Origin of the sequence: Mesorhizobium sp. M0189, from assembly GCF_040322135.1 — a bacterium.
In the GTDB taxonomy this organism is placed as follows: Bacteria; Pseudomonadota; Alphaproteobacteria; order Rhizobiales; family Rhizobiaceae; genus Mesorhizobium.
Window position 1 is genome coordinate 33,356 of the sequence record NZ_JAMYSW010000010.1, and the last position, 18,034, is coordinate 51,389.

The window sequence follows — 18,034 nt, forward strand, 5'->3', positions numbered from 1 at the left end:
TTCGTGCTTTGCAATTCGCCCCAGGAGCCGCTGCAACGATGTTTTCCGAATTTGCCAGAGCGATTGTGGAAAAGCTTTCGAACGTCAATCTGACCACGCTCGGCCTGCTTCTCCTCACCGCACTGGGCAGCGCGGTGATCGCCTACTGGCGAACTGCCGAACATAAGTCCCTCAGGGACTTTTTCGACTTCGCCTTCCCGGCGGAAGTCATCCTGCACCCGTCGGCGCGAGCCGACGCCCTGTTCTGGATCACGAAACGGGCGATGATGCCTTTCCTGCTCATTCCTGCCGGCGTCACCTTCGTCGTCGCGGTGGGCTACGGCACACGCGAGGCAATCGGCTGGCTCCTTAACATCCACGCGCCGCTTCTCGGCGGCCCGGCGGGACCGATGACGATCGTCATCTTCACCGCAACCATGCTGGTCGCCTATGATATTTCCTACTACCTCTACCACGTCGCCCAGCACCGCTTTCCGTTCCTGTGGGAATTGCACAAGGTGCATCATTCGGCCGAGGTGATGGTGGGAATCACCAAGGACCGGGTTCATCCGCTGGACGATCTGATGAACCGTATGTGGGATGGCGTCATCCCGGGCATCTGCTTCGGCATCTGGAGCCTCATTGCACTCGATCCGGTAGAGGTCGCTATCTTCGGCATCAACGTCTACGTCATCCGCAACATCCTGATGATGGATTTTGTTCGCCATACGCATCTCAAGATCTCGTTCGGCCCGTTGAACAACATCATCCTGTGTCCGCACTGGCACCAGGTGCATCACAGCATCGACCCACGTCATTATGACAAGAATTTCGGCCTGCTTTTTTCGTTCTGGGATCGGCTGTTCGGAACGCAATTTGTCCCGGAGCCTGATGAAGACCTGAAATTTGGCCTGATCGATCGCGATGTGCGCGATTATCAGTCGCTCTTTGGGCTCTACGTCCTGCCGCTCAAGAAGATGACAAGGCATGTCATGCGACTGTTTCACAGGCGGCCCAATGTGGTCGCGCAGCCACAGGACAGTTCTCCTTCATGAACACCGTTGTTTCCATCGACGTCCTAGGCGCGGAGCGTCTGGAAATCGTCCGTTCGGCGGATCGCCTGGCGGCGGTCGAAGCCGCTTGGATGGACCTTTGGCATCGTACCGACGGGCTGATCTTTCAAAGCCATGCCTGGATTTCGGCATGGTGGAGTACCGTACAACGCCGTGACCAGCGCGCGTTGCGGATCGGCCTGGTGTGGAAGGGCGAGAAACTCGTTGCCGTCGTTCCGCTGGCGATCGGCAGGCGCAGGGGGCTGCGGTTTCTCGAATGGGCGGCCGGCAGCTATACCGACTATGGAGATATTCTCGTTGCCCCGGACTGCTCGTTGTCGGCGCTGCAGGAGCTATGGAGCCAACTCTGCGATGCCGGTGGCTTCGATCTTGCCCTGATCAATCGTCTCTCACCGGATGCGGCGGCCCGCAAAATTTTCACGCCGGGAGCTTCCAGCGGCATCAGGCTTCGTCCGTTTCACCGAACGGAAGTCAGCTATCGCGTTGCCGGACAATGGGAAAGCGGAGCGGCATGGTTCGCGGATCAGTCGAAAAAGACGCGCCAGAACTATCGGCGCGGCATCAAAGCGCTGGAAGAAACCGGAGAGGTGAGATTTCGCCTGCTTGCCCCCGACGAGCCGCTGCAACCGGTACTGGAGCGCCTCGCGGCCTTGAAGCGGAAATGGCTGACCGAGCGCATGCGTGAGTCCGACCTGTTCGAAGAGGGCGTGCCGGTACTCGCCGCGCTCGTCGACGCGCTGGCGCACGCCGGCGTGCTGCATATCTTCGTCCTGGAATGCAATGGCATAATGGTCGCGGTGTCGATCAACTTCGTCCAGCACGACGTGATGATGGCCTTCGTAACGACCTTCGATCCGGATTTCGGCCGGGCGTCGCCGGGTGTGATCCTGTTGATGGATTACGTACAGTGGTCGATCGATCACGGCTTGAGCGTGGTCGATTTCCTCTGTGGTGCAGAGTCGTTCAAACACAAATTCTCAACGCAGGCGGTTACGCTGGAATCCGTCATCGGAACGCGCACGGCACAGGGCGCGCTTGCATCCCTTGCCGATCGTGTCCTTCAGACCGTCAGGCACATGCGCGAGCGTTCATTGGCACCACCAGAGGGGCGCGATATCCCCGCCCAAGCCGAAGCAGCCTTGGACTAGCGGGACGCTGGCAAAAAAGCTCAAATGAAGCGCGGTATTAGACCGTTTTGCGGCGTGGTGCGGTCGCCGAGGTCGAGGAAGATTTCGTCGATGTAGCACCATCCCCAGCTTTCCGGCGGATCGTAGCCTTCGATGACGGGATGGCCGGTTGCCCGAAAATGCTTGGTGGCATGACGGTTGGGCGAGTCGTCGCAGCAGCCGACATGGCCGCATGTGCGGCAGAGCCGCAGATGCACCCACTGCGAACCGCTCTTCAGGCATTCCTCGCAGCCGAGCGCGCTCGGCGTCACGTCGCGAATGTCCCCGGCATGCCTGCATTCGTCCGCCATCATGCGCTCCTGGCCAGTTGAGGCGCCATGGCGAGACTGCCGCCTTGCGCGAGATATGCATGCAGCGCCGCAACCACCTGGGCACCTTCACCGACGGCAGCGGCGACGCGCTTGATCGAGCCAGCGCGCACGTCGCCGATGGCGAACACGCCGCTGCGGTTCGTCTCCAGCGCACCCGCTTGGCCAATGTCCGGCCCAGTGCGCACGAAGCCCTTCGCGTCCAACGCCAAGCCGCATTGCGCCAGCCAATCGGTGTTCGGATCGGCGCCGATGAACAGGAAGAGATGGTGGATCGGACGTGCTGTCTCCGTGTCGCGGTTGCGCCAGCGTACATTGCCAAGATTGCCGTCGTCGCCTTCCAGCGCCGTGATCTGGGTCTCAGCCAGCACCTCGATGTTCGGCTGTGCCCTGACGCGCTCCACCAGATAGCGCGACATGCTCGCATCCAGGCTGCTGCCGCGCGCCAGCAGCCATACCTTCTTCACATGCGCCGCCAGATAAACAGCAGCCTGGCCAGCCGAATTGCCGGCGCCGACCAGGGCCACCTCTTGCCCGGCGCAAAGCCGGGCTTCGATCGGCGAAGCCCAATAGTGCACGGAGGTTCCCTCGAATTGCGCCAGGTTTGCCATATCAAGGCGGCGATAGCGCGCTCCGCTGGCGATCACCACCGACCGTGCCCGCACGGTCTCCCCGCCGCCGACGGCGAGCGTGTAATGGGCGCCCGGCGTGTCGCTTGCACTGCCCAGCCGCTTCGCCTCGTCCGGTATCACCATTTCGACGCCGAATTTCTGCGCCTGATTGTAAGCGCGCGCCATCAGCGCCATTCCCGAAATGCCGGTCGGGAAGCCGAGATAGTTCTCGATGCGCGAGGAGGCGCCCGCCTGTCCACCAAAGGCACGGCAATCGAGCACGATCGTCGACAGCCCTTCGGAAGCCGCATAGACGGCCGCCGCGAGGCCGGCTGGTCCGGCGCCGACAATGGCCACGTCGTACAGCTTGTCGGCGTCGATCGGCCTCACCAGGCCGATGCAGCGGGCGAGCTCGTTCTCTCCGGGATTGAGCAGCAGCTTGCCGTTCGGGCAGAGCACGATCGGCAAATGGTGGATATCGACATGGAAGCGTTCGATCAGCGTCTTGGCGCAGGGATCGGTAGCGGAATCGAGAACCCGATGCGGCTGACCGCTGCGGGCTAGGAAACCTTGCAGCCGCAATACGTCACCGCTGTCGACCGGTCCGACAATGATCGGTCCGGCTGTGCCGCTCTCGAGCAGGCCGACACGGCGCAGGATCAGCGCCCGCATGATGCGCTCGCCGAGGTTTGCTTCCTGTACCATCAGGTCCCGCAGCCTTTGCGAGGCGATGACGAGCGCCTCGACCGGCTCGACCGCCTCCACATCCACCAGTGAGGGCCGGGCTGAAAGCTGCGCCAGCTCGCCGACGAAATTGCCCGCACCGTGCGTGACGATCGTTTCGCGCCGGCCGAAGCTGCCGCCCTGGATTATATCCACTTTGCCGGACAGGACCACGATCAGACCGGGCGCCAGCTCACCGGCTTTGACGATCTGTTCGCCTGCAGCATAGGACACGGCTTCGCCGAAACGGCCCATGCGGTCCAGGTCAGGTTCAGCCAGCGCGGGAAACATCTGATCGCGACGGGCAATGGAGATCGGATTGGCAGATTGAGACATGGTTCGAGCCTATCGCCGCTGTCCGACAGATTGAAGCGGTTTTTTGCGGCTTGCGGGCCGTAGGAACCTAACCCGCCTGTCGGTAAACGCTGCGCCCCTTCGCTTCGCATTTCACTGACAGCGGGCCGTGCGCCGGTGCCGTCGCGAGGTGCCTCACATTCCGTTGCATCTCCCTGATTTGTTTGATTTGCGTATTCCGGCAAACCCGACGCATGCTGCTTCGGCCGGCGCCTGTCTAAGCCGGCCAGGCCCGGCGCGCCGTCCTGTGTCAAACTCTCGGCCGCCGGGCTTCTGAACAGGAGAAACGGCCTGCGTCCGCTAGGCGGCTACCTGAAGCACGATCTTGCCGCGCGTATGCTGCTTCTCGAGCCGTTCCTCGGCTTTGGCGACGTCCTCGAGAGGATAGATTGCCTGCACGAACGGCCTGACCTTCCCGGCGTCGATGAGGCGGCTGATTTCGGCAAGCTGTGCTGCGTTCGGCTTGGTCAGATAGGAGACGCCGCGAGCCCGATGCTGGCGGGCCTTTTCCGCCGACGGTTCGGAAAGCGTTGAGACGAGCGTGCCGCCGGGTTTGAGCACGTCCCACGAGCGGTCCTGTGTTTCACCTGCTACTAGGTCGAAGACAAGGTTGACGTCCTCGACAACCTCCTCGAAGCGCTGGTTCTTGTAGTCGACCGCCTGGTCGGCGCCAAGCGCGCGGACGAAATTGAAATCCTGCGCGGAAACGGTCGTCGCGACGAAGGCGCCCGCAACCTTTGCAAACTGCACCGCCAGATGACCGACGCCGCCGGCGCCACCATGGATGAGGACCCGCTGCCCGGATTTGAGGCCGCCGTGATCGAAAAGGCCTTGCCACGCGGTAAGGCCCGCAAGCGGCACGGCGGCGGCTTCGGCGTGGTTTAAGCGTTGCGGCTTCGCCGCCGCCTCCGTTGCCTTGACGACGACATATTCGGCGTTGCCGCCGCGGTCGTTGCCGAGCATGGCATATAGCGGATCGCCCTTCTTCAGCGTATGGGCCCGCGTGCCGCACAGTTCCACCACGCCGGATACGTCACGGCCGAGCGTGACGGGCAGATCCGCGCCCGAAGAGCCCTCGCGAACCTTGTAGTCGACGGGATTGACGCTTGCCGCGTAGACCTTGAGCGTGACCTCGTCGTCATGCGGCTGAGGCAACGGAACCGCGTCCACCGAAAGAGCCTCCGGTCCACCAAAATCGTGGATACGGACGGCCTTCATGGTAATCATGGCTTGCTCCTCGTCGGTTTGCGGTCCAGTTCGCCTCTGAACAGTTTCACCGGCAGGCTGGCGTCTATCCGGCCGGCGGTTCGGTCGTGGCAAGGCCGGTCGACGGTGCGCCGTCAGTGTATCGTTTGCGAATGCTCGCCGCCGGGTTGCGAGATGCCGCTTAGCGCTTCACCGGCTCTCGCCGTCTCGCTGTTGGTGGCGAGGTCGCCCAGCGAAACGATGCCGACCAGGCGCTTGTCGCGATTAAGCACCGGCAACCGGCGCACTTTCAGATCAGCCATGTTGCGCAGAACATCCTCCGCGTCTTCGTCGTCGAAGCAATACCTGACCTCGGTGCTCATCACTTCCCGTACCTTGGCGTCAGGTGTCTTGCCTTGGGCGACGCCGCGGATTGCGATGTCGCGATCGGTTATCATGCCGACGAGCCGGTCGTTCTCGCCCACCGGCATCGCGCCGGCGTCGAGGCGACCCATCATTTCTGCCGCATCACGTAGGGTTTGCTGCGGACTGGCGATCTCGACGTCCTTTGTCATGCAGTTGCCAACTTTCATTTTAACCTCCGTTGGTTGCAGGCCCTGCCGCCGAATTCCGTGATGGAAGGGTGAATGAGCGCCAGCGCAAAACGTTCCATGGCAAGACCCGTTTCGAGCGCTCCGCCAAATCACCCTTGCCATCCTCCACTCCGACCGCCCTTCAGGCGGTCGGCCCGGGAAAAGTCGGTTCCGAAGGAATTTCGGAAGGGGTGCCAGGAGGAATCCCGATTGGCTCCTGGTCCGGCATTGGAATTGGATCCGGCGAGGGTGGGGGTACGCCTGGAGGTTCTCCCGGCGGAGTCTCCGGCGGGGCAGGCGGCCGGGCCGGCTCGGGATTGGGATTGTCCGGCAGTGGATTCGGGTTGTTCGGATCGGGATTGTCCATCGATCACTCCCCTGACATCTGTGGCCTGATCTCCGCTCAGAGTGGGTTGTCGCAGCGGCGATCAGGCTCTCTTGTCCTAAACCAAGGGGAAGCAAAAGCGTTCCCGATTCCGAGGCCAAGCGCGGTGCGAACCTATCGGGCGGTTCCCAGGCTGGCATACATTCCGTTGGTGCGGAATTGCGTCGGGTTGATGCCGTAGAGGCGGCGGAAGACCTTCGAAAAATAATTGGCATCCTCGAAGCCGCACATGATGGCGACTTCCTTGACCGGCAGGAAATCGGCCTTCGTCAGCAACTTCGCCGCGCGCTGCAGTCGCTGCTGCAGCACGAATTCGGCGGGCGGAAGACCTTCACTCTCGGCGAAGCAGCGCGAGAAATGCGCGCGGCTCAGGCCGCTGATCTCGGCGAGATCGGCAACGCGGAGCGGCCTGTCGAGATTGGCCTTGATGTGATCGATGACCGGTTGCATGGCGCTCTTGTCGTCGGTGACGGCATGCGAGCCGAAGACATCGTCGTAGAGCGCCATGGCGGCTTCATAGGCGACAGCCGAGGCGGCTCCGGGCGAGACCGCGCCTGTGATCAGGCGTACGCTGCAATCCGCGAGATGATCGATCGTCGAGGGCTTCAGCCGAAGCACCGGACCGACGGCGGCAAGGATCGACTTGTGAATGCGCAGTGCCTCCTCGCCGTTCATCGATATCCAGAAGAATTCCCAGCGTTCGCCCCTGGCCAGCCAGTAACGGTGGTTGTGCGGCACGAGAACCAGCAACGTATCGCCCCTTTGCAGACGGTAGTTCCGGTTCTCGTAGCGCAATCGGCCGATGCCGCTGATCGTGTGCTGGAGCACGGTAAACGGCGTCTGGCCGCGCCTGCGCCCATCCCAGTCGTAGACCTCGTTCTCGCGCACTTCATAGCCCGTGCTTGTCGGCATGGTGTGCAGGCGCTGGCGGCCGCGCGGCAGCGATACCGTCCTGCCCGCCGGCCCGGCGTCGATCAAGTTCCGCAGCACAAAATTACCCCTAAAAGCATAATCCTTCTCTGGTCGCGTGCTGAATTAGGCGCATAATCCCTCGAGGAAAGCAAAAGAAACCGCGGTCAAAGAGCGGACGGGAGGAAGCGCCGGAGTCCAGCCTGCACGCCATGGCAGGCGGGCCAGGCCTGTTTTCGCCGCCTTTGCCCTAACATTCGATCAGGTCGAGGTGAGACTGATGAGTTTCAAGATCGCTATCATCGGTGCGGGAAGCGTCGGCTTCACCAAGAAGCTCTTCACCGACATTTTGTGCGTTCCTGAATTCAGGGATGTCGAATTCGCGCTGACCGATCTCAGCGAGCGCAATCTCCAGATGATCAAGTCGATCCTCGACAGGGTCGTCGAATTCAACAGGCTGCCGACCAAGGTTACAGCAACGACCGACCGCCGTGCTGCCCTCGAGGGTGCCCGCTACGTCATCAGCTGCGTTCGCGTCGGCGGTCTCGAAGCCTATGCCGACGACATCCGCATTCCGCTGAAGTATGGCATCGACCAATGCGTCGGCGACACGATTTGCGCCGGCGGCATCCTCTACGGCCAGCGCAACATTCCGGTGATCCTCGATTTCTGCAAGGATATCCTCGAAGTCGCCGAGCCTGGGGCGAAATTCCTGAACTACGCCAACCCGATGGCCATGAACACCTGGGCGGCGATCGAATATGGCAAGGTCGATACCGTCGGCCTCTGCCACGGCGTCCAGCACGGCGCCGACCAGATCGCCGAAGTGCTCGGCGCCAAGTCGCGCACCGAACTCGATTACATCTGCTCCGGCATCAATCACCAGACCTGGTTCATCGACCTGCGTCTCAACGGCCGCAAGATCGGTAAGGACGAGCTGGTTGCCGCCTTCGAGGCGCATCCGGTCTATTCGCAACAGGAAAAGCTGCGCATCGACGTCCTGAAGCGGTTCGGCGTCTATTCGACCGAAAGCAACGGCCATCTTTCCGAATACCTGCCCTGGTACCGCAAGCGGCCGGACGAAATCACCCGCTGGATCGACATGTCCGACTGGATCCACGGCGAGACCGGCGGCTACCTTCGTTATTCGACCGAAACGCGCAACTGGTTCGAAACCGAATTCCCGCAATTTCTGGAATCCGCCGCGAGGCCGATCGATCCTGCCAAGCGCTCCAACGAGCATGCCAGCCATATTCTCGAGGCGCTGGAGACGAACCGCGTTTATCGCGGTCATTTCAACGTCAAGAACAATGGCATCATCGCCAACCTGCCGCAGGATGCGATCGTCGAGTCGCCCGGCTTCGTCGATCGCTTCGGTATCAACATGGTGGCCGGCATCACGCTGCCGGAGGGCTGCGCCGCCACTTGCATTTCCTCGATCAACGTCCAGCGCATGTCGGTTCATGCGGCAATCTCCGGCGATATCGACCTGCTGAAGCTCGCGGTCCTGCACGACCCACTGGTCGGCGCGGTTTCGACCCCGGAAGAGGTTTGGCAAATGGTGGACGAGATGGTCGTCGCCCAGGCCCGCTGGCTGCCGCAATATGCCGATGCGGTGCCGGCCGCGAAGGAACGGCTTTCGAAATCCAGGGTCAAGACCCGAGAATGGGCCGGTGCGGCACGGCGCGACGTCCGTTCGATCGAGGAATTGCGTGCGGAAAAAACGGCTCTCAAGCAGGCCGTCTGAATTTCATCGGGACGGATTGCGGTAAAGTTTCGGAGGGATTTTCGGCGCCGCACCGTCTGCATAGGTTCGAGGAGAAATGGAGCGGCGTCAACGCGCTCCTGAACAACAGGGAGGAGAGACGATGAGGAATTTTCGAAACATTGGCATTCTCGCAGGGCTGGCGCTTGGCGTCTCGGCCTCGGCGCTGAGCGCATATGCATCCGAGCCGACCGTGCCGCCGGTGCCCGCGCAATTTCCCGCCGAGGGAAAGATCAAATATGTCGCGCGCGACTCCATCCTGGAGTTCAAGGCACTTCCAGAATACCACGAACCCGATTGGGTCACCGACAAATACGTCAAGCCAGGCAAGCTGCCGCCGGTCAAGGACCGGCTCCCGAAGGAGCCGCTGGTCTTCAAGACCGGCAACATGCCGGACGGCGTCGGCGTCTACGGTGACACGATGCGCCATGTCATCGGCGGCCGGCCGGAGGGCTGGAACTACGGCGCGGGGCAGACGCAAGGCTGGGGCGGCATCGACATCGGCCTCTCCGAATGCCTTACGCGAACGGCCCCGCTTTTCCAGGTCGAAGCCAAGGACACCGAGCCGCTGCCGAACCTCGCCAGGGGCTGGGACTGGTCGAAGGACGGCCACACGCTGACGATGCATCTGGTCGAGGGCGCGAAATGGTCGGACGGCGTTCCGTTCAACGCCGACGATGTGATGTTCTACTGGGACGACGAGGTGATCGACCCCAATGTCTCGCCGCTGAACGGCGCCACGCAGGAGACCTTCGGCGTCGGCACGACGCTGAAGAAAATCGACGACTACACCGTCGAGTGGACCTTCAAGGACGCCTTTCCGAAGCAACACCTCTACGCCATGGCTTACGGCAAGTTCTGCCCCGGACCGTCGCACATCCTCAAGCCGCAGCATCCGAAATACTCGAAGAACACTTACGAGCAGTTCAAGAACGCGTTCCCGCCGGAATATATGAACATGCCCGTGATGGGTGCCTGGGTGCCGGTGGCATACCGCCCCGACGACATCATCGTCATGCGCCGTAATCCGTACTATTGGAAGGTCGACGAGAAGGGCAACCAACTGCCGTATCTCAATGAACTGCACTACAAATTATCGACCTGGGCCGACCGCGACGTTCAGGCGGTGTCGGGGGCGGCCGACATCTCCAATCTGGAGCAGCCGGAGAATTTCGTCGCCTCGCTGAAGCGGGCGGCGCAAAAGGACGCGCCGGCCCGGCTTGCCTTCGGTCCGCGGCTGATCGGCTATAATCTGCGGATGAACTTCTCCGCCAACGGCTGGGGCAATCCCGACGAGCGTGGGCAGGCGGTTCGCGAGCTGAACCGCAACGAGGATTTCCGCAAGGGCGTTACCATGGCGCTCGACCGCAAGGCGCTCGGCGACTCGCTGGTCAAGGGTCCGTTCACCGCCATCTATCCGGGCGGCTTCTCCTCGGGTACGAGCTTCTACGACCGGAAGTCGACGGTCTACTACCCCTTCGATCTCGAAGGCGCCAAGGCGGAACTCGCCAAGGCAGGCCTGAAGGACAGCGACGGCGACGGCTTCGTCAATTTTCCTGCCGGCACCGCCGGCGGAAAGAATGTCGAGATCGTGATGCTCGTCAACAATGACTACACCACCGACAAGAGCCTCGCGGAGGGCGTCGTCGGCCAGATGGAGAGGCTAGGTCTTCGCGTTGTCCTGAACGGGTTGAACGGCGTCCAGCGCGACGCGTCCATGTATTCTGGCCGTTTCGATTGGATGGTCAGGCGCAATGATGAGGAGCTCACCTCGGTCGTACAGAACACCGAGCAACTGGCGCCGATCGGCCCACGCACAAGCTGGAACCATCGCGCTCCGGAAAACGGCCAGGTCGATCTGATGCCGTTCGAGAAGGACCTCGTCGACATCGTCAACAAGTTCGTCTCGGCGCAGGACAACGACGAGCGCGCCAGCCTGATGAAGCAGTTCCAGAAGATCTCGACGCAACACGTCTATACCGTCGGGCTGACCGAATATCCCGGCGCGCTGATCATCAACAACCGCTTCTCCAATATCCCGCAGGGAACGCCGATCTTCATGTTCAACTGGGCCGAAGATTCGATCATTCGTGAAAGGGTCTGGGTCGCTGTCGACAAGCAGCAGAAATATGAACTGTTCCCCGAACAGCTTCCCGGAAAGCCCGGCGACAAGGGTCCGACGAACTGAGTTTCCTCCCCTGACTTGAAAATTCCCGGCCGCGCTGCTGGCGCGGCCGGGACAAAGCCAGCGGCAAGGGGATAACTGAAACCGAGCGAGGAGAGAAACGGCCGATGCTGCGATTTCTGCTTATGCGCATAGCATCCGCATTACCGGTTCTCGCCATTTTGAGCGTGGTTACCTTCGCGATCATCCAGGCCCCGCCGGGCAACTATGCCGACTACATCCGCTTGCAGCTCATCAACCAGGGTGGAGCCTCCTTTGCCGAGGCCGATGCGCAGGCGAAGGCTTATAGCGTGGAGCATGGCCTCGATAAGCCGGTTCCGCTCCAATACCTGAACTGGATCGCCGGCATCGTCACCCGCGGCGACTTCGGCTACAGCCTGTATTACAACAAGCCCGTCGCCGACGTGGTGGGCGAGCGGCTGCCGCGCACGCTGCTGCTTGCGCTTGTCTGCCATCTCTTGGCTTCGGTGCTGGGCATCGGCTTTGGCATCTGGGCGGCGACCAGACAGTACAGCTGGATCGACAGTACGCTGTCAGCGATTTCCTTCCTCGGCATGACGGTGCCGCGCTTCCTGATGGCCCTGATCATCGTCTACCTGCTGGTCTTCCAGTTCAATGTGTCCGAGATCGGCAGCTTCTTTTCGCCGCAATTTGGCGGGGCCCCGTGGTCCTGGGCGAAGTTCGTCGATCTCGTCCGGCATGTCTGGCCGGTTGTCGCCATCGCCACCTTTGGCGGGCTCGCCTACAACATGCGGGTGATGCGCGGCAATTTGCTCGACACGCTGAACGCGCAATATGTCGAAACCGCTCGCGCCAAGGGTCTCAGCGGTGGTGCGGTCGTGATGCGCCATGCGGTGCCCAATGCGCTGCATCCGCTGGTCATGTATCAGGGCGTGGTGCTGCCCTATATGCTGACCGGCGAGATCGAGACTGCGATCATCTTTGCCCTGCCGACCGTCGGCCCGGCGATCGTCGGTTCGATGGCGGTTGGCGACGTCTATGTCACGGCGACCTTCATGATGGTGCTGTCGGCGACGCTGATCGTCGGCAACATCATCGCCGACATGCTGCTCGTCATGCTCGATCCGCGTGTGCGCCAATATGCAGGGTCCTGAGATGCTTGTGTTCGAGCCCTCGCTGCCGCCACTTGCCGAGGAGCCGGCCAAGATCAAGCCGCGCGGCAATGAGAGCTACATCGCACTCGTCTGGCGCCGCCTGAAACGGTCCTGGACCGGCATGGCCGGGCTCATCCTGGTCGCGTTTCTGGTGCTGCTGGCGGTGTTTGCCGACTTCTTCGCACCGATGGATCCCAAGGTGACCGATGTCGGCTTCGCCCCGCCGCAGATGATGAGCTTCCATGACAAGGACGGCAACTTCGTCTTCCAGCCACGCGTCTATGCCCTGGCGGATTCGGAAGACCTCGACCCGGTTACCTTCCAACCCGTCGTCGGGCCGGACTACGACCATCCGCGGCTGCTCGGCTTCTTCGTCAAGGGAGCGGAGTACAGACTGCTCGGCCTGCTTCCCGCGAACCGGCACTTCTTCGGCTCGACCGACGGCCAGCCGGTGCACTTCCTTGGCACCGACAAATTCGGCCGCGATGTGCTGGCTCGTGCGATTTACGGTTCGCGCATCTCGTTGATGATCGCATTGACCGTGGTTTTCATCGTCACCGTGATCGGCACGACGGTCGGCATGGTGTCGGGTTATTTCGGCGGCACATTCGATGTCTGGGTCCAGCGCTTCGTCGAACTGGTGCTCGCATTTCCGCAATTGCCGCTTTATCTGGCGCTAACGTCGCTGGTTCCGGTGACGGCGCCGACAAATGTCTTCCTGGCCTTCGTGATCGTCGTCATGTCGGCGCTTGGCTGGGCGCAGATGTCGCGCGAGGTGCGCGGCAAGACCCTGGCGCTGGCGCGAATCGACTACGTCCGTGCGGCGATGGCGGTCGGCGCCACGGATGGCCGCATCATCATGCAGCACATTTTCCCAAACGTGATGAGCCACGTGATCGTTGCCGTCACATTGGCGATCCCCAGTGTCGTCCTGCTCGAATCCTTCCTCGGTTTTCTCGGCTTCGCGGTGAAGCCGCCACTGATCTCCTGGGGGCTGATGCTGCAAGACACCGCCACCTATTCGGTCATTGGCACCTATCCCTGGATCCTCTCGCCGGTCGGCTTCGTGCTTGTCACCGTCTTCGCGTTCAACGCGCTTGGCGACGGACTGCGCGATGCAGTCGATCCTTATTGACGTGACATGATGCAACACGCGCTCGTCAAATCTTTCGCACCGCCTGTCCGGCTCGACCATGATGGACGTTCGGAAAACCCGGTCATCGATGCCCGCAACATCGCCGTCGATTTCAAGGTCGAGCACGGCATGGTGGAAGCGGTCAAGGACATCTCCTTCCAGCTCTATCGCGGCGAGACGATCGCCATTGTCGGCGAGTCCGGATCGGGCAAGTCGGTGACGGCGCGCACCGTCATGGGACTGTTGTCGAAGCGTGCGGTCGTGTCGCCGAAATCGACCGTCGAATACAATGGGGCGAACATCCTGAAATTTTCCGAGCGTGCCCGGCGCAAACTGCGCGGCGACCGCATCTCGATGATCTTCCAGGAGCCGATGAGTTCGCTCAACCCGATCTACACGATCGGCAGCCAGATCGTCGAGGCGATACGGGTGCATCGCAAGATGAGCCGCAGGCAGGCCGAGGCAAGGGCGCTCGAGCTGCTGCAGCAGGTGCAAATTCCTGAGCCCCAGGCGCGGCTGAAGCAGTATCCGCACCAGCTTTCCGGCGGTCAGCGCCAGCGTGTGATGATCGCCATGGCGCTGGCCAACGATCCGGACGTGCTGATCGCCGATGAGCCGACGACGGCGCTCGACGTGACGGTTCAGGCGCAAATCCTCAATCTCATCCGCAACCTGCAGAAGAAACTGCGCATGGCGGTGATCCTGATCACGCACGACCTGACCGTGGTGCGGCAGTTCTCCGACTATGTCTACGTCATGCAGCATGGGGAGATGCGCGAGCACAATGTGACGGAGAAGCTGTTCGCCAATCCGCAGCATCCCTACACAGGCCACCTGCTTGCCTCCGAGCCGCGCGGCCAGGCAAATCCGTTGCCGGAAGGCGCCGACGTCATTCTTGAGGCCAAGGGTGTGCGCGTCTCCTTCATGCTGCGGCACGGCACGTTCATGAAGCCGGATCTGCGCGAACTTGTCGCCGTCGACAGCCTCAGCCTGACCCTCCGGCGGCACGAGACGCTGGGCCTCGTCGGCGAATCCGGATCGGGCAAGACCACGTTCGGCGAGGCGTTGCTCAGGCTCAACACCACGGACAGCGGCGAGATCTATTTCGATGGCCAGCCGATCCATGGCTGTTCGCGGGCGCAGATGCGGCCGCTGCGGTCGCGCATGCAGGTCGTCTTCCAGGACCCGTTCTCGTCGCTCAACCCGCGCATGACGATCGGCCAGATCATCGAGGAAGGGCTTGTCGTCAACCGCATCGGCGCCACGAGGAACGATCGGATCGAGCGGGTGCGCGAGGCACTGATCAGCGCCGGCATGCCGGGCGATATCCTGTCGCGCTTCCCGCACGAGTTTTCCGGCGGCCAGCGCCAGCGTATTGCGATTGCCCGCGCCGTCGCGCTCGAACCGGAATTCATCGTACTCGACGAGCCGACATCGGCGCTGGATCTCTCGGTCCAGGCGCAGATCATCGAACTGCTGCGCAAGCTGCAGCGCGAACGGGGCCTGAGCTACATCTTCATCTCGCACGATCTCAAAGTCGTGCGGGCGCTGTGCCATCGCGTCATCGTCATGCAGCACGGCCGGATCGTCGAAGAGGGGCCTGTCGACGAAGTCCTGTCCCATCCCAAAACCGCTTATACCGAACGGCTGGTCAAAGCCGCTTTCGAGGTAGCCTGATTGTTATGCCGGAGGTTATTGTGGCAAGAAATCCCAAGGTCGCTTTCATCGGAGCTGGCTCGACGGTGTTCATGAGGAACATCGTTGGTGACATATTGCAGCGTCCGGCTTTATCCGGCGCGACGATCGCACTGATGGACATCAATCCGCAAAGACTTGAAGAAAGTGCAATCGTCGTTGGCAAGTTGATCTCGACGCTTGGCGTAAAGGCCAAAGCCGAAACCTATTCGGACCAGCGCAAGGCGCTGGCGGGCGCCGATTTCGTCGTCGTCGCCTTCCAGATCGGCGGCTACGAGCCCTGCACGGTCACCGACTTCGAAGTTCCGAAGAAATACGGGCTGCGCCAGACCATCGCCGATACGCTCGGCGTCGGCGGCATCATGCGAGGCTTGAGAACCGTGCCGCATCTGTGGAAGATCTGCGAAGACATGCTCGCGGTCTGCCCGCAGGCTATCATGCTGCAATATGTCAACCCGATGGCGATCAACACCTGGGCGATCGCGGAGAAATACCCCGACATCAAGCAGGTCGGCCTCTGCCATTCGGTGCAAGGCACGGCAATGGAGCTGGCGCATGATCTCGACATTCCCTACGAGGAGATTCGCTATCGCTCGGCCGGCATCAATCACATGGCCTTCTACCTGAAGTTCGAGCATCGCCAGCCGGACGGCACCTATCGCAACCTCTATCCGGATCTGCTGCGCGCCTATAGCGAAGGGCGGGCGCCGAAGCCGGGGTGGAACCCGCGCTGCCCGAACAAGGTGCGCTACGAGATGCTGAAGCGCCTCGGTTACTTCGTCACTGAAAGCTCCGAACATTTCGCGGAATACACGCCCTATTTCATCAAGGACGGGCGCGAAGATCTGATCGAGAAATTCGGTATCCCGCTCGACGAGTATCCGAAGCGCTGCATCGAGCAGATCGAACGCTGGAAGGGGCAAGCGGAAGCCTATCGCTCGGCTGACAAGATCGAAGTGGAGCAGTCGAAGGAATATGCGTCCTCGATCATGAATTCGGTCTGGACCGGCGAGCCGTCGGTGATCTACGGCAATGTCCGCAACAATGGCTGCATCACGTCATTGCCATATAATTGCGCGGCCGAGGTGCCGTGCCTCGTCGACGCCTCCGGCATTCAACCCACCTTCATCGGCGACCTGCCGGTGCAGCTTACTGCGCTAATCCGCACCAATATCAACGTCCAGGAGCTGACGGTCCAGGCGCTGATGACCGAGAACCGCGAGCACATCTATCACGCGGCGATGATGGACCCGCACACGGCGGCTGAGCTCGACCTCGACCAGATATGGTCGCTGGTCGATGATTTGCTGGTTGCGCATGGCGATTGGCTGCCGGCCTGGACGCGCGGAGCGCGCAGCGTTCGGGCGGCCTGAGGCGCAGGGCTGTCTATTTCACTCGCCTATGCCGACCATAAAGCCCGCTTTGAAAGCGGCGCGGCGTTGCCGGCCGATGTCTCGAAATCGAAGAGCTTCTGCGTCACCAGTGCAGCCGCCCCTCTTGCCCAGGAATTGTCCTCCCAGTCCAGCAGCATTGGCGGTGCTTGTCGAAAGGTGTTTTGCCCGAGCATCACCCGCATCGGGCCAAACAGCGCGTCGCCAAACGATACCGCTTCACCGCCGACAACAATGACCTCCGGGTCGGTGATGTTGACAAGATTGGCGAGATGCCGGCCGATGCCACGTCCGGCTTCTTCGAGAATGGCGACGGCTCGCGGTTCGCGGTCTGCCAAGGCTTCCATAAGGGTCGCTTTGCAATCCGCTTCGTCGTGCCCGGTGGCTTCGCGCCATGTGCGCAGGATCGCCGGCTCGGCGTAATAGGCCATCAGGCAGCCGCGTTTTCCGCACTCGCAAAGGCGGCCGTTCTCCTCATAGGAGGTGTGACCGAATTTGCCGGCAGCACCGTTCGCACCGCGATAGAGTTTGCCTTCGAAGACGAGCGCACAGCCGATCCCGACGCCGATCGCCAGCACCGCCATATTGCGGTGCTGGCGTCCGAGGCCGAAGAGTTGCTGGGCAATGGCGTAGGCATTGGTGTCGTCCTCAAGCCACACGGGGACGTCCACCCGTTCGGCCAGCATCGGGCCAAGGGGAACGTTGTCCCAGTTATAGCGATTGCTGCGGATACACACGGCCTTCTGGTTGTCTATAACGCCAGGCATTGAAACGCCGATCCCGGCAAGCTTGGCGCCGGGCCGATCGACAATCGCAATCAGCTCCGGCACCGCCTTGGCCAACGCCTTTGTAATACGGTCGGGATCGCTGTCCGAGAGCTTGACGCGCATGGAACCCAGCGGATTGGTCGCAAGATCGGTGACCACGCATTCGACCGACCCGACCATCAGCTTGAAACCTATGGCGAGGCCGTTTGCGTAGTTGATATCCACCGGGATAGGGCGGCGCCCGGCCGAGCCCACGACTGTCTTGCCCTCGATCAGCAGGCCATCCTCGATGAGGTCCGCCACGACGAAGGTGACGGCCGCCGGACTGAGGCCGGTAACGGACGCTATGTCGGCCCGGCTGCGCGGACCCTCCTGCCGCAAGAGATTGAGGATCAGTCTCCGGTTCATCGCCCGGGTCGTGCTCGGGTCACCCTTGAGCTTCACGGATTTATTCCTTAATTTTGTAAATTAATTATTGCCTCTCGATCAAACATATGCGTAAGTTTGCCCAACTGTTCAACACCCGAACCGGGGTTAACGAAAATAATCCGGTTCATACCGGCAGCCACCGCGCTCTGAAGGAGCGGGCAAGCATGTTGTCTTGCCCGGGAGATGCGTTGTCGGGTTCGCACAGCGCCGGGTGAGGGGGACGACCGCGTCGGCCGCGATGCCGG

The 18,034-nt window shown here is 61.7% G+C and carries 14 protein-coding genes; 8 read left to right on the forward strand and 6 right to left on the reverse strand.

The features are described 5' to 3' along the window. Window positions 1–38: 38 nt before the first annotated feature. Both NKJ09_RS18890 and NKJ09_RS18895 read left to right on the forward strand, forming a co-directional pair. On the forward strand, window positions 39–1,034 hold the full coding sequence (locus NKJ09_RS18890; protein ID WP_352494479.1) for a sterol desaturase family protein: 996 nt from the start codon (window positions 39–41) through the stop codon (window positions 1,032–1,034). Continuing rightward, entirely contained in the window at window positions 1,031–2,200 is a 1,170-nt protein-coding gene (locus NKJ09_RS18895) for a GNAT family N-acetyltransferase (protein WP_352494478.1), read from the forward strand. Before NKJ09_RS18890 ends, NKJ09_RS18895 begins: the two co-directional genes overlap by 4 nt. 20 nt (window positions 2,201–2,220) lie before the next feature. On the opposite strand, the gene NKJ09_RS18900 is transcribed toward NKJ09_RS18895, so the two are convergent. From NKJ09_RS18900 to NKJ09_RS18920, 5 genes are all read right to left on the reverse strand, one after another. Next, a complete protein-coding gene (locus NKJ09_RS18900; protein ID WP_352494477.1) occupies window positions 2,221–2,532 on the reverse strand; it encodes a UBP-type zinc finger domain-containing protein in 312 nt (103 codons plus the stop codon). Further along, window positions 2,529–4,217: an FAD-dependent oxidoreductase gene (locus NKJ09_RS18905; protein ID WP_352494476.1), complete on the reverse strand. Its 1,689-nt coding sequence runs from the start codon at window positions 4,215–4,217 to the stop codon at window positions 2,529–2,531. The genes NKJ09_RS18900 and NKJ09_RS18905 overlap by 4 nt, the downstream gene beginning before the upstream one ends. Before the next feature lie 318 nt (window positions 4,218–4,535). Then, window positions 4,536–5,462 carry an NADP-dependent oxidoreductase gene (locus NKJ09_RS18910; RefSeq protein ID WP_352494475.1) on the reverse strand — a complete coding sequence of 309 codons (927 nt, stop codon included), beginning with the start codon at window positions 5,460–5,462 and terminating at the stop codon, window positions 4,536–4,538. Between the two features lie 113 nt (window positions 5,463–5,575). Further along, a complete protein-coding gene (locus NKJ09_RS18915; protein ID WP_352494474.1) occupies window positions 5,576–6,013 on the reverse strand; it encodes a CBS domain-containing protein in 438 nt (145 codons plus the stop codon). Between the two features lie 499 nt (window positions 6,014–6,512). Continuing rightward, window positions 6,513–7,310, reverse strand: a complete 798-nt coding sequence (locus NKJ09_RS18920) for a helix-turn-helix domain-containing protein (protein WP_084642854.1) — start codon at window positions 7,308–7,310, stop codon at window positions 6,513–6,515. Between the two features lie 277 nt (window positions 7,311–7,587). Here NKJ09_RS18920 and NKJ09_RS18925 point away from each other — a divergent pair, with 277 nt between their 5' ends. From NKJ09_RS18925 to NKJ09_RS18950, 6 genes are all read left to right on the forward strand, one after another. After that, on the forward strand, window positions 7,588–9,054 hold the full coding sequence (locus NKJ09_RS18925) for an alpha-glucosidase/alpha-galactosidase (protein ID WP_352494473.1): 1,467 nt from the start codon (window positions 7,588–7,590) through the stop codon (window positions 9,052–9,054). 121 nt (window positions 9,055–9,175) lie between these two features. Then, window positions 9,176–11,260 (forward strand): ABC transporter substrate-binding protein, encoded by a 2,085-nt coding sequence (locus NKJ09_RS18930; protein WP_023720678.1) that lies wholly within the window; start codon window positions 9,176–9,178, stop codon window positions 11,258–11,260. 104 nt (window positions 11,261–11,364) lie between these two features. After that, complete coding sequence (locus NKJ09_RS18935; RefSeq protein WP_031194486.1) at window positions 11,365–12,372, forward strand: ABC transporter permease; 1,008 nt, start codon at window positions 11,365–11,367, stop codon at window positions 12,370–12,372. A 1-nt stretch (window position 12,373) separates the two neighbouring features. Further along, window positions 12,374–13,507, forward strand: a complete 1,134-nt coding sequence (locus NKJ09_RS18940; protein ID WP_031194485.1) for an ABC transporter permease — start codon at window positions 12,374–12,376, stop codon at window positions 13,505–13,507. Between the two features lie 9 nt (window positions 13,508–13,516). Beyond that, window positions 13,517–15,184, forward strand: coding sequence for an ABC transporter ATP-binding protein (locus NKJ09_RS18945; RefSeq protein WP_031194484.1), 1,668 nt, complete (start codon window positions 13,517–13,519; stop codon window positions 15,182–15,184). Between the two features lie 20 nt (window positions 15,185–15,204). Next, window positions 15,205–16,575, forward strand: a complete 1,371-nt coding sequence (locus tag NKJ09_RS18950; RefSeq protein ID WP_031194483.1) for an alpha-glucosidase/alpha-galactosidase — start codon at window positions 15,205–15,207, stop codon at window positions 16,573–16,575. Between the two features lie 26 nt (window positions 16,576–16,601). Here the strand turns inward: NKJ09_RS18950 and NKJ09_RS18955 are convergent, their stop codons facing one another. Next, complete coding sequence (locus NKJ09_RS18955; protein WP_023720673.1) at window positions 16,602–17,804, reverse strand: ROK family transcriptional regulator; 1,203 nt, start codon at window positions 17,802–17,804, stop codon at window positions 16,602–16,604. Window positions 17,805–18,034: the final 230 nt, after the last annotated feature.

Bases quoted from the DNA above. Each gene is read 5' to 3' on its own strand.
- NKJ09_RS18890 (WP_352494479.1), top strand. From the start codon at position 39: ATGTTTTCCGAATTTGCCAGAGCGATTGTGGAAAAGCTTTCGAACGTC.
- NKJ09_RS18895 (WP_352494478.1), top strand. From the start codon at position 1,031: ATGAACACCGTTGTTTCCATCGACGTCCTAGGCGCGGAGCGTCTGGAA.
- NKJ09_RS18900 (WP_352494477.1), bottom strand. From the start codon at position 2,532: ATGATGGCGGACGAATGCAGGCATGCCGGGGACATTCGCGACGTGACG.
- NKJ09_RS18905 (WP_352494476.1), bottom strand. From the start codon at position 4,217: ATGTCTCAATCTGCCAATCCGATCTCCATTGCCCGTCGCGATCAGATG.
- NKJ09_RS18910 (WP_352494475.1), bottom strand. From the start codon at position 5,462: ATGATTACCATGAAGGCCGTCCGTATCCACGATTTTGGTGGACCGGAG.
- NKJ09_RS18915 (WP_352494474.1), bottom strand. From the start codon at position 6,013: ATGAAAGTTGGCAACTGCATGACAAAGGACGTCGAGATCGCCAGTCCG.
- NKJ09_RS18920 (WP_084642854.1), bottom strand. From the start codon at position 7,310: ATGCCGACAAGCACGGGCTATGAAGTGCGCGAGAACGAGGTCTACGAC.
- NKJ09_RS18925 (WP_352494473.1), top strand. From the start codon at position 7,588: ATGAGTTTCAAGATCGCTATCATCGGTGCGGGAAGCGTCGGCTTCACC.
- NKJ09_RS18930 (WP_023720678.1), top strand. From the start codon at position 9,176: ATGAGGAATTTTCGAAACATTGGCATTCTCGCAGGGCTGGCGCTTGGC.
- NKJ09_RS18935 (WP_031194486.1), top strand. From the start codon at position 11,365: ATGCTGCGATTTCTGCTTATGCGCATAGCATCCGCATTACCGGTTCTC.
- NKJ09_RS18940 (WP_031194485.1), top strand. From the start codon at position 12,374: ATGCTTGTGTTCGAGCCCTCGCTGCCGCCACTTGCCGAGGAGCCGGCC.
- NKJ09_RS18945 (WP_031194484.1), top strand. From the start codon at position 13,517: ATGCAACACGCGCTCGTCAAATCTTTCGCACCGCCTGTCCGGCTCGAC.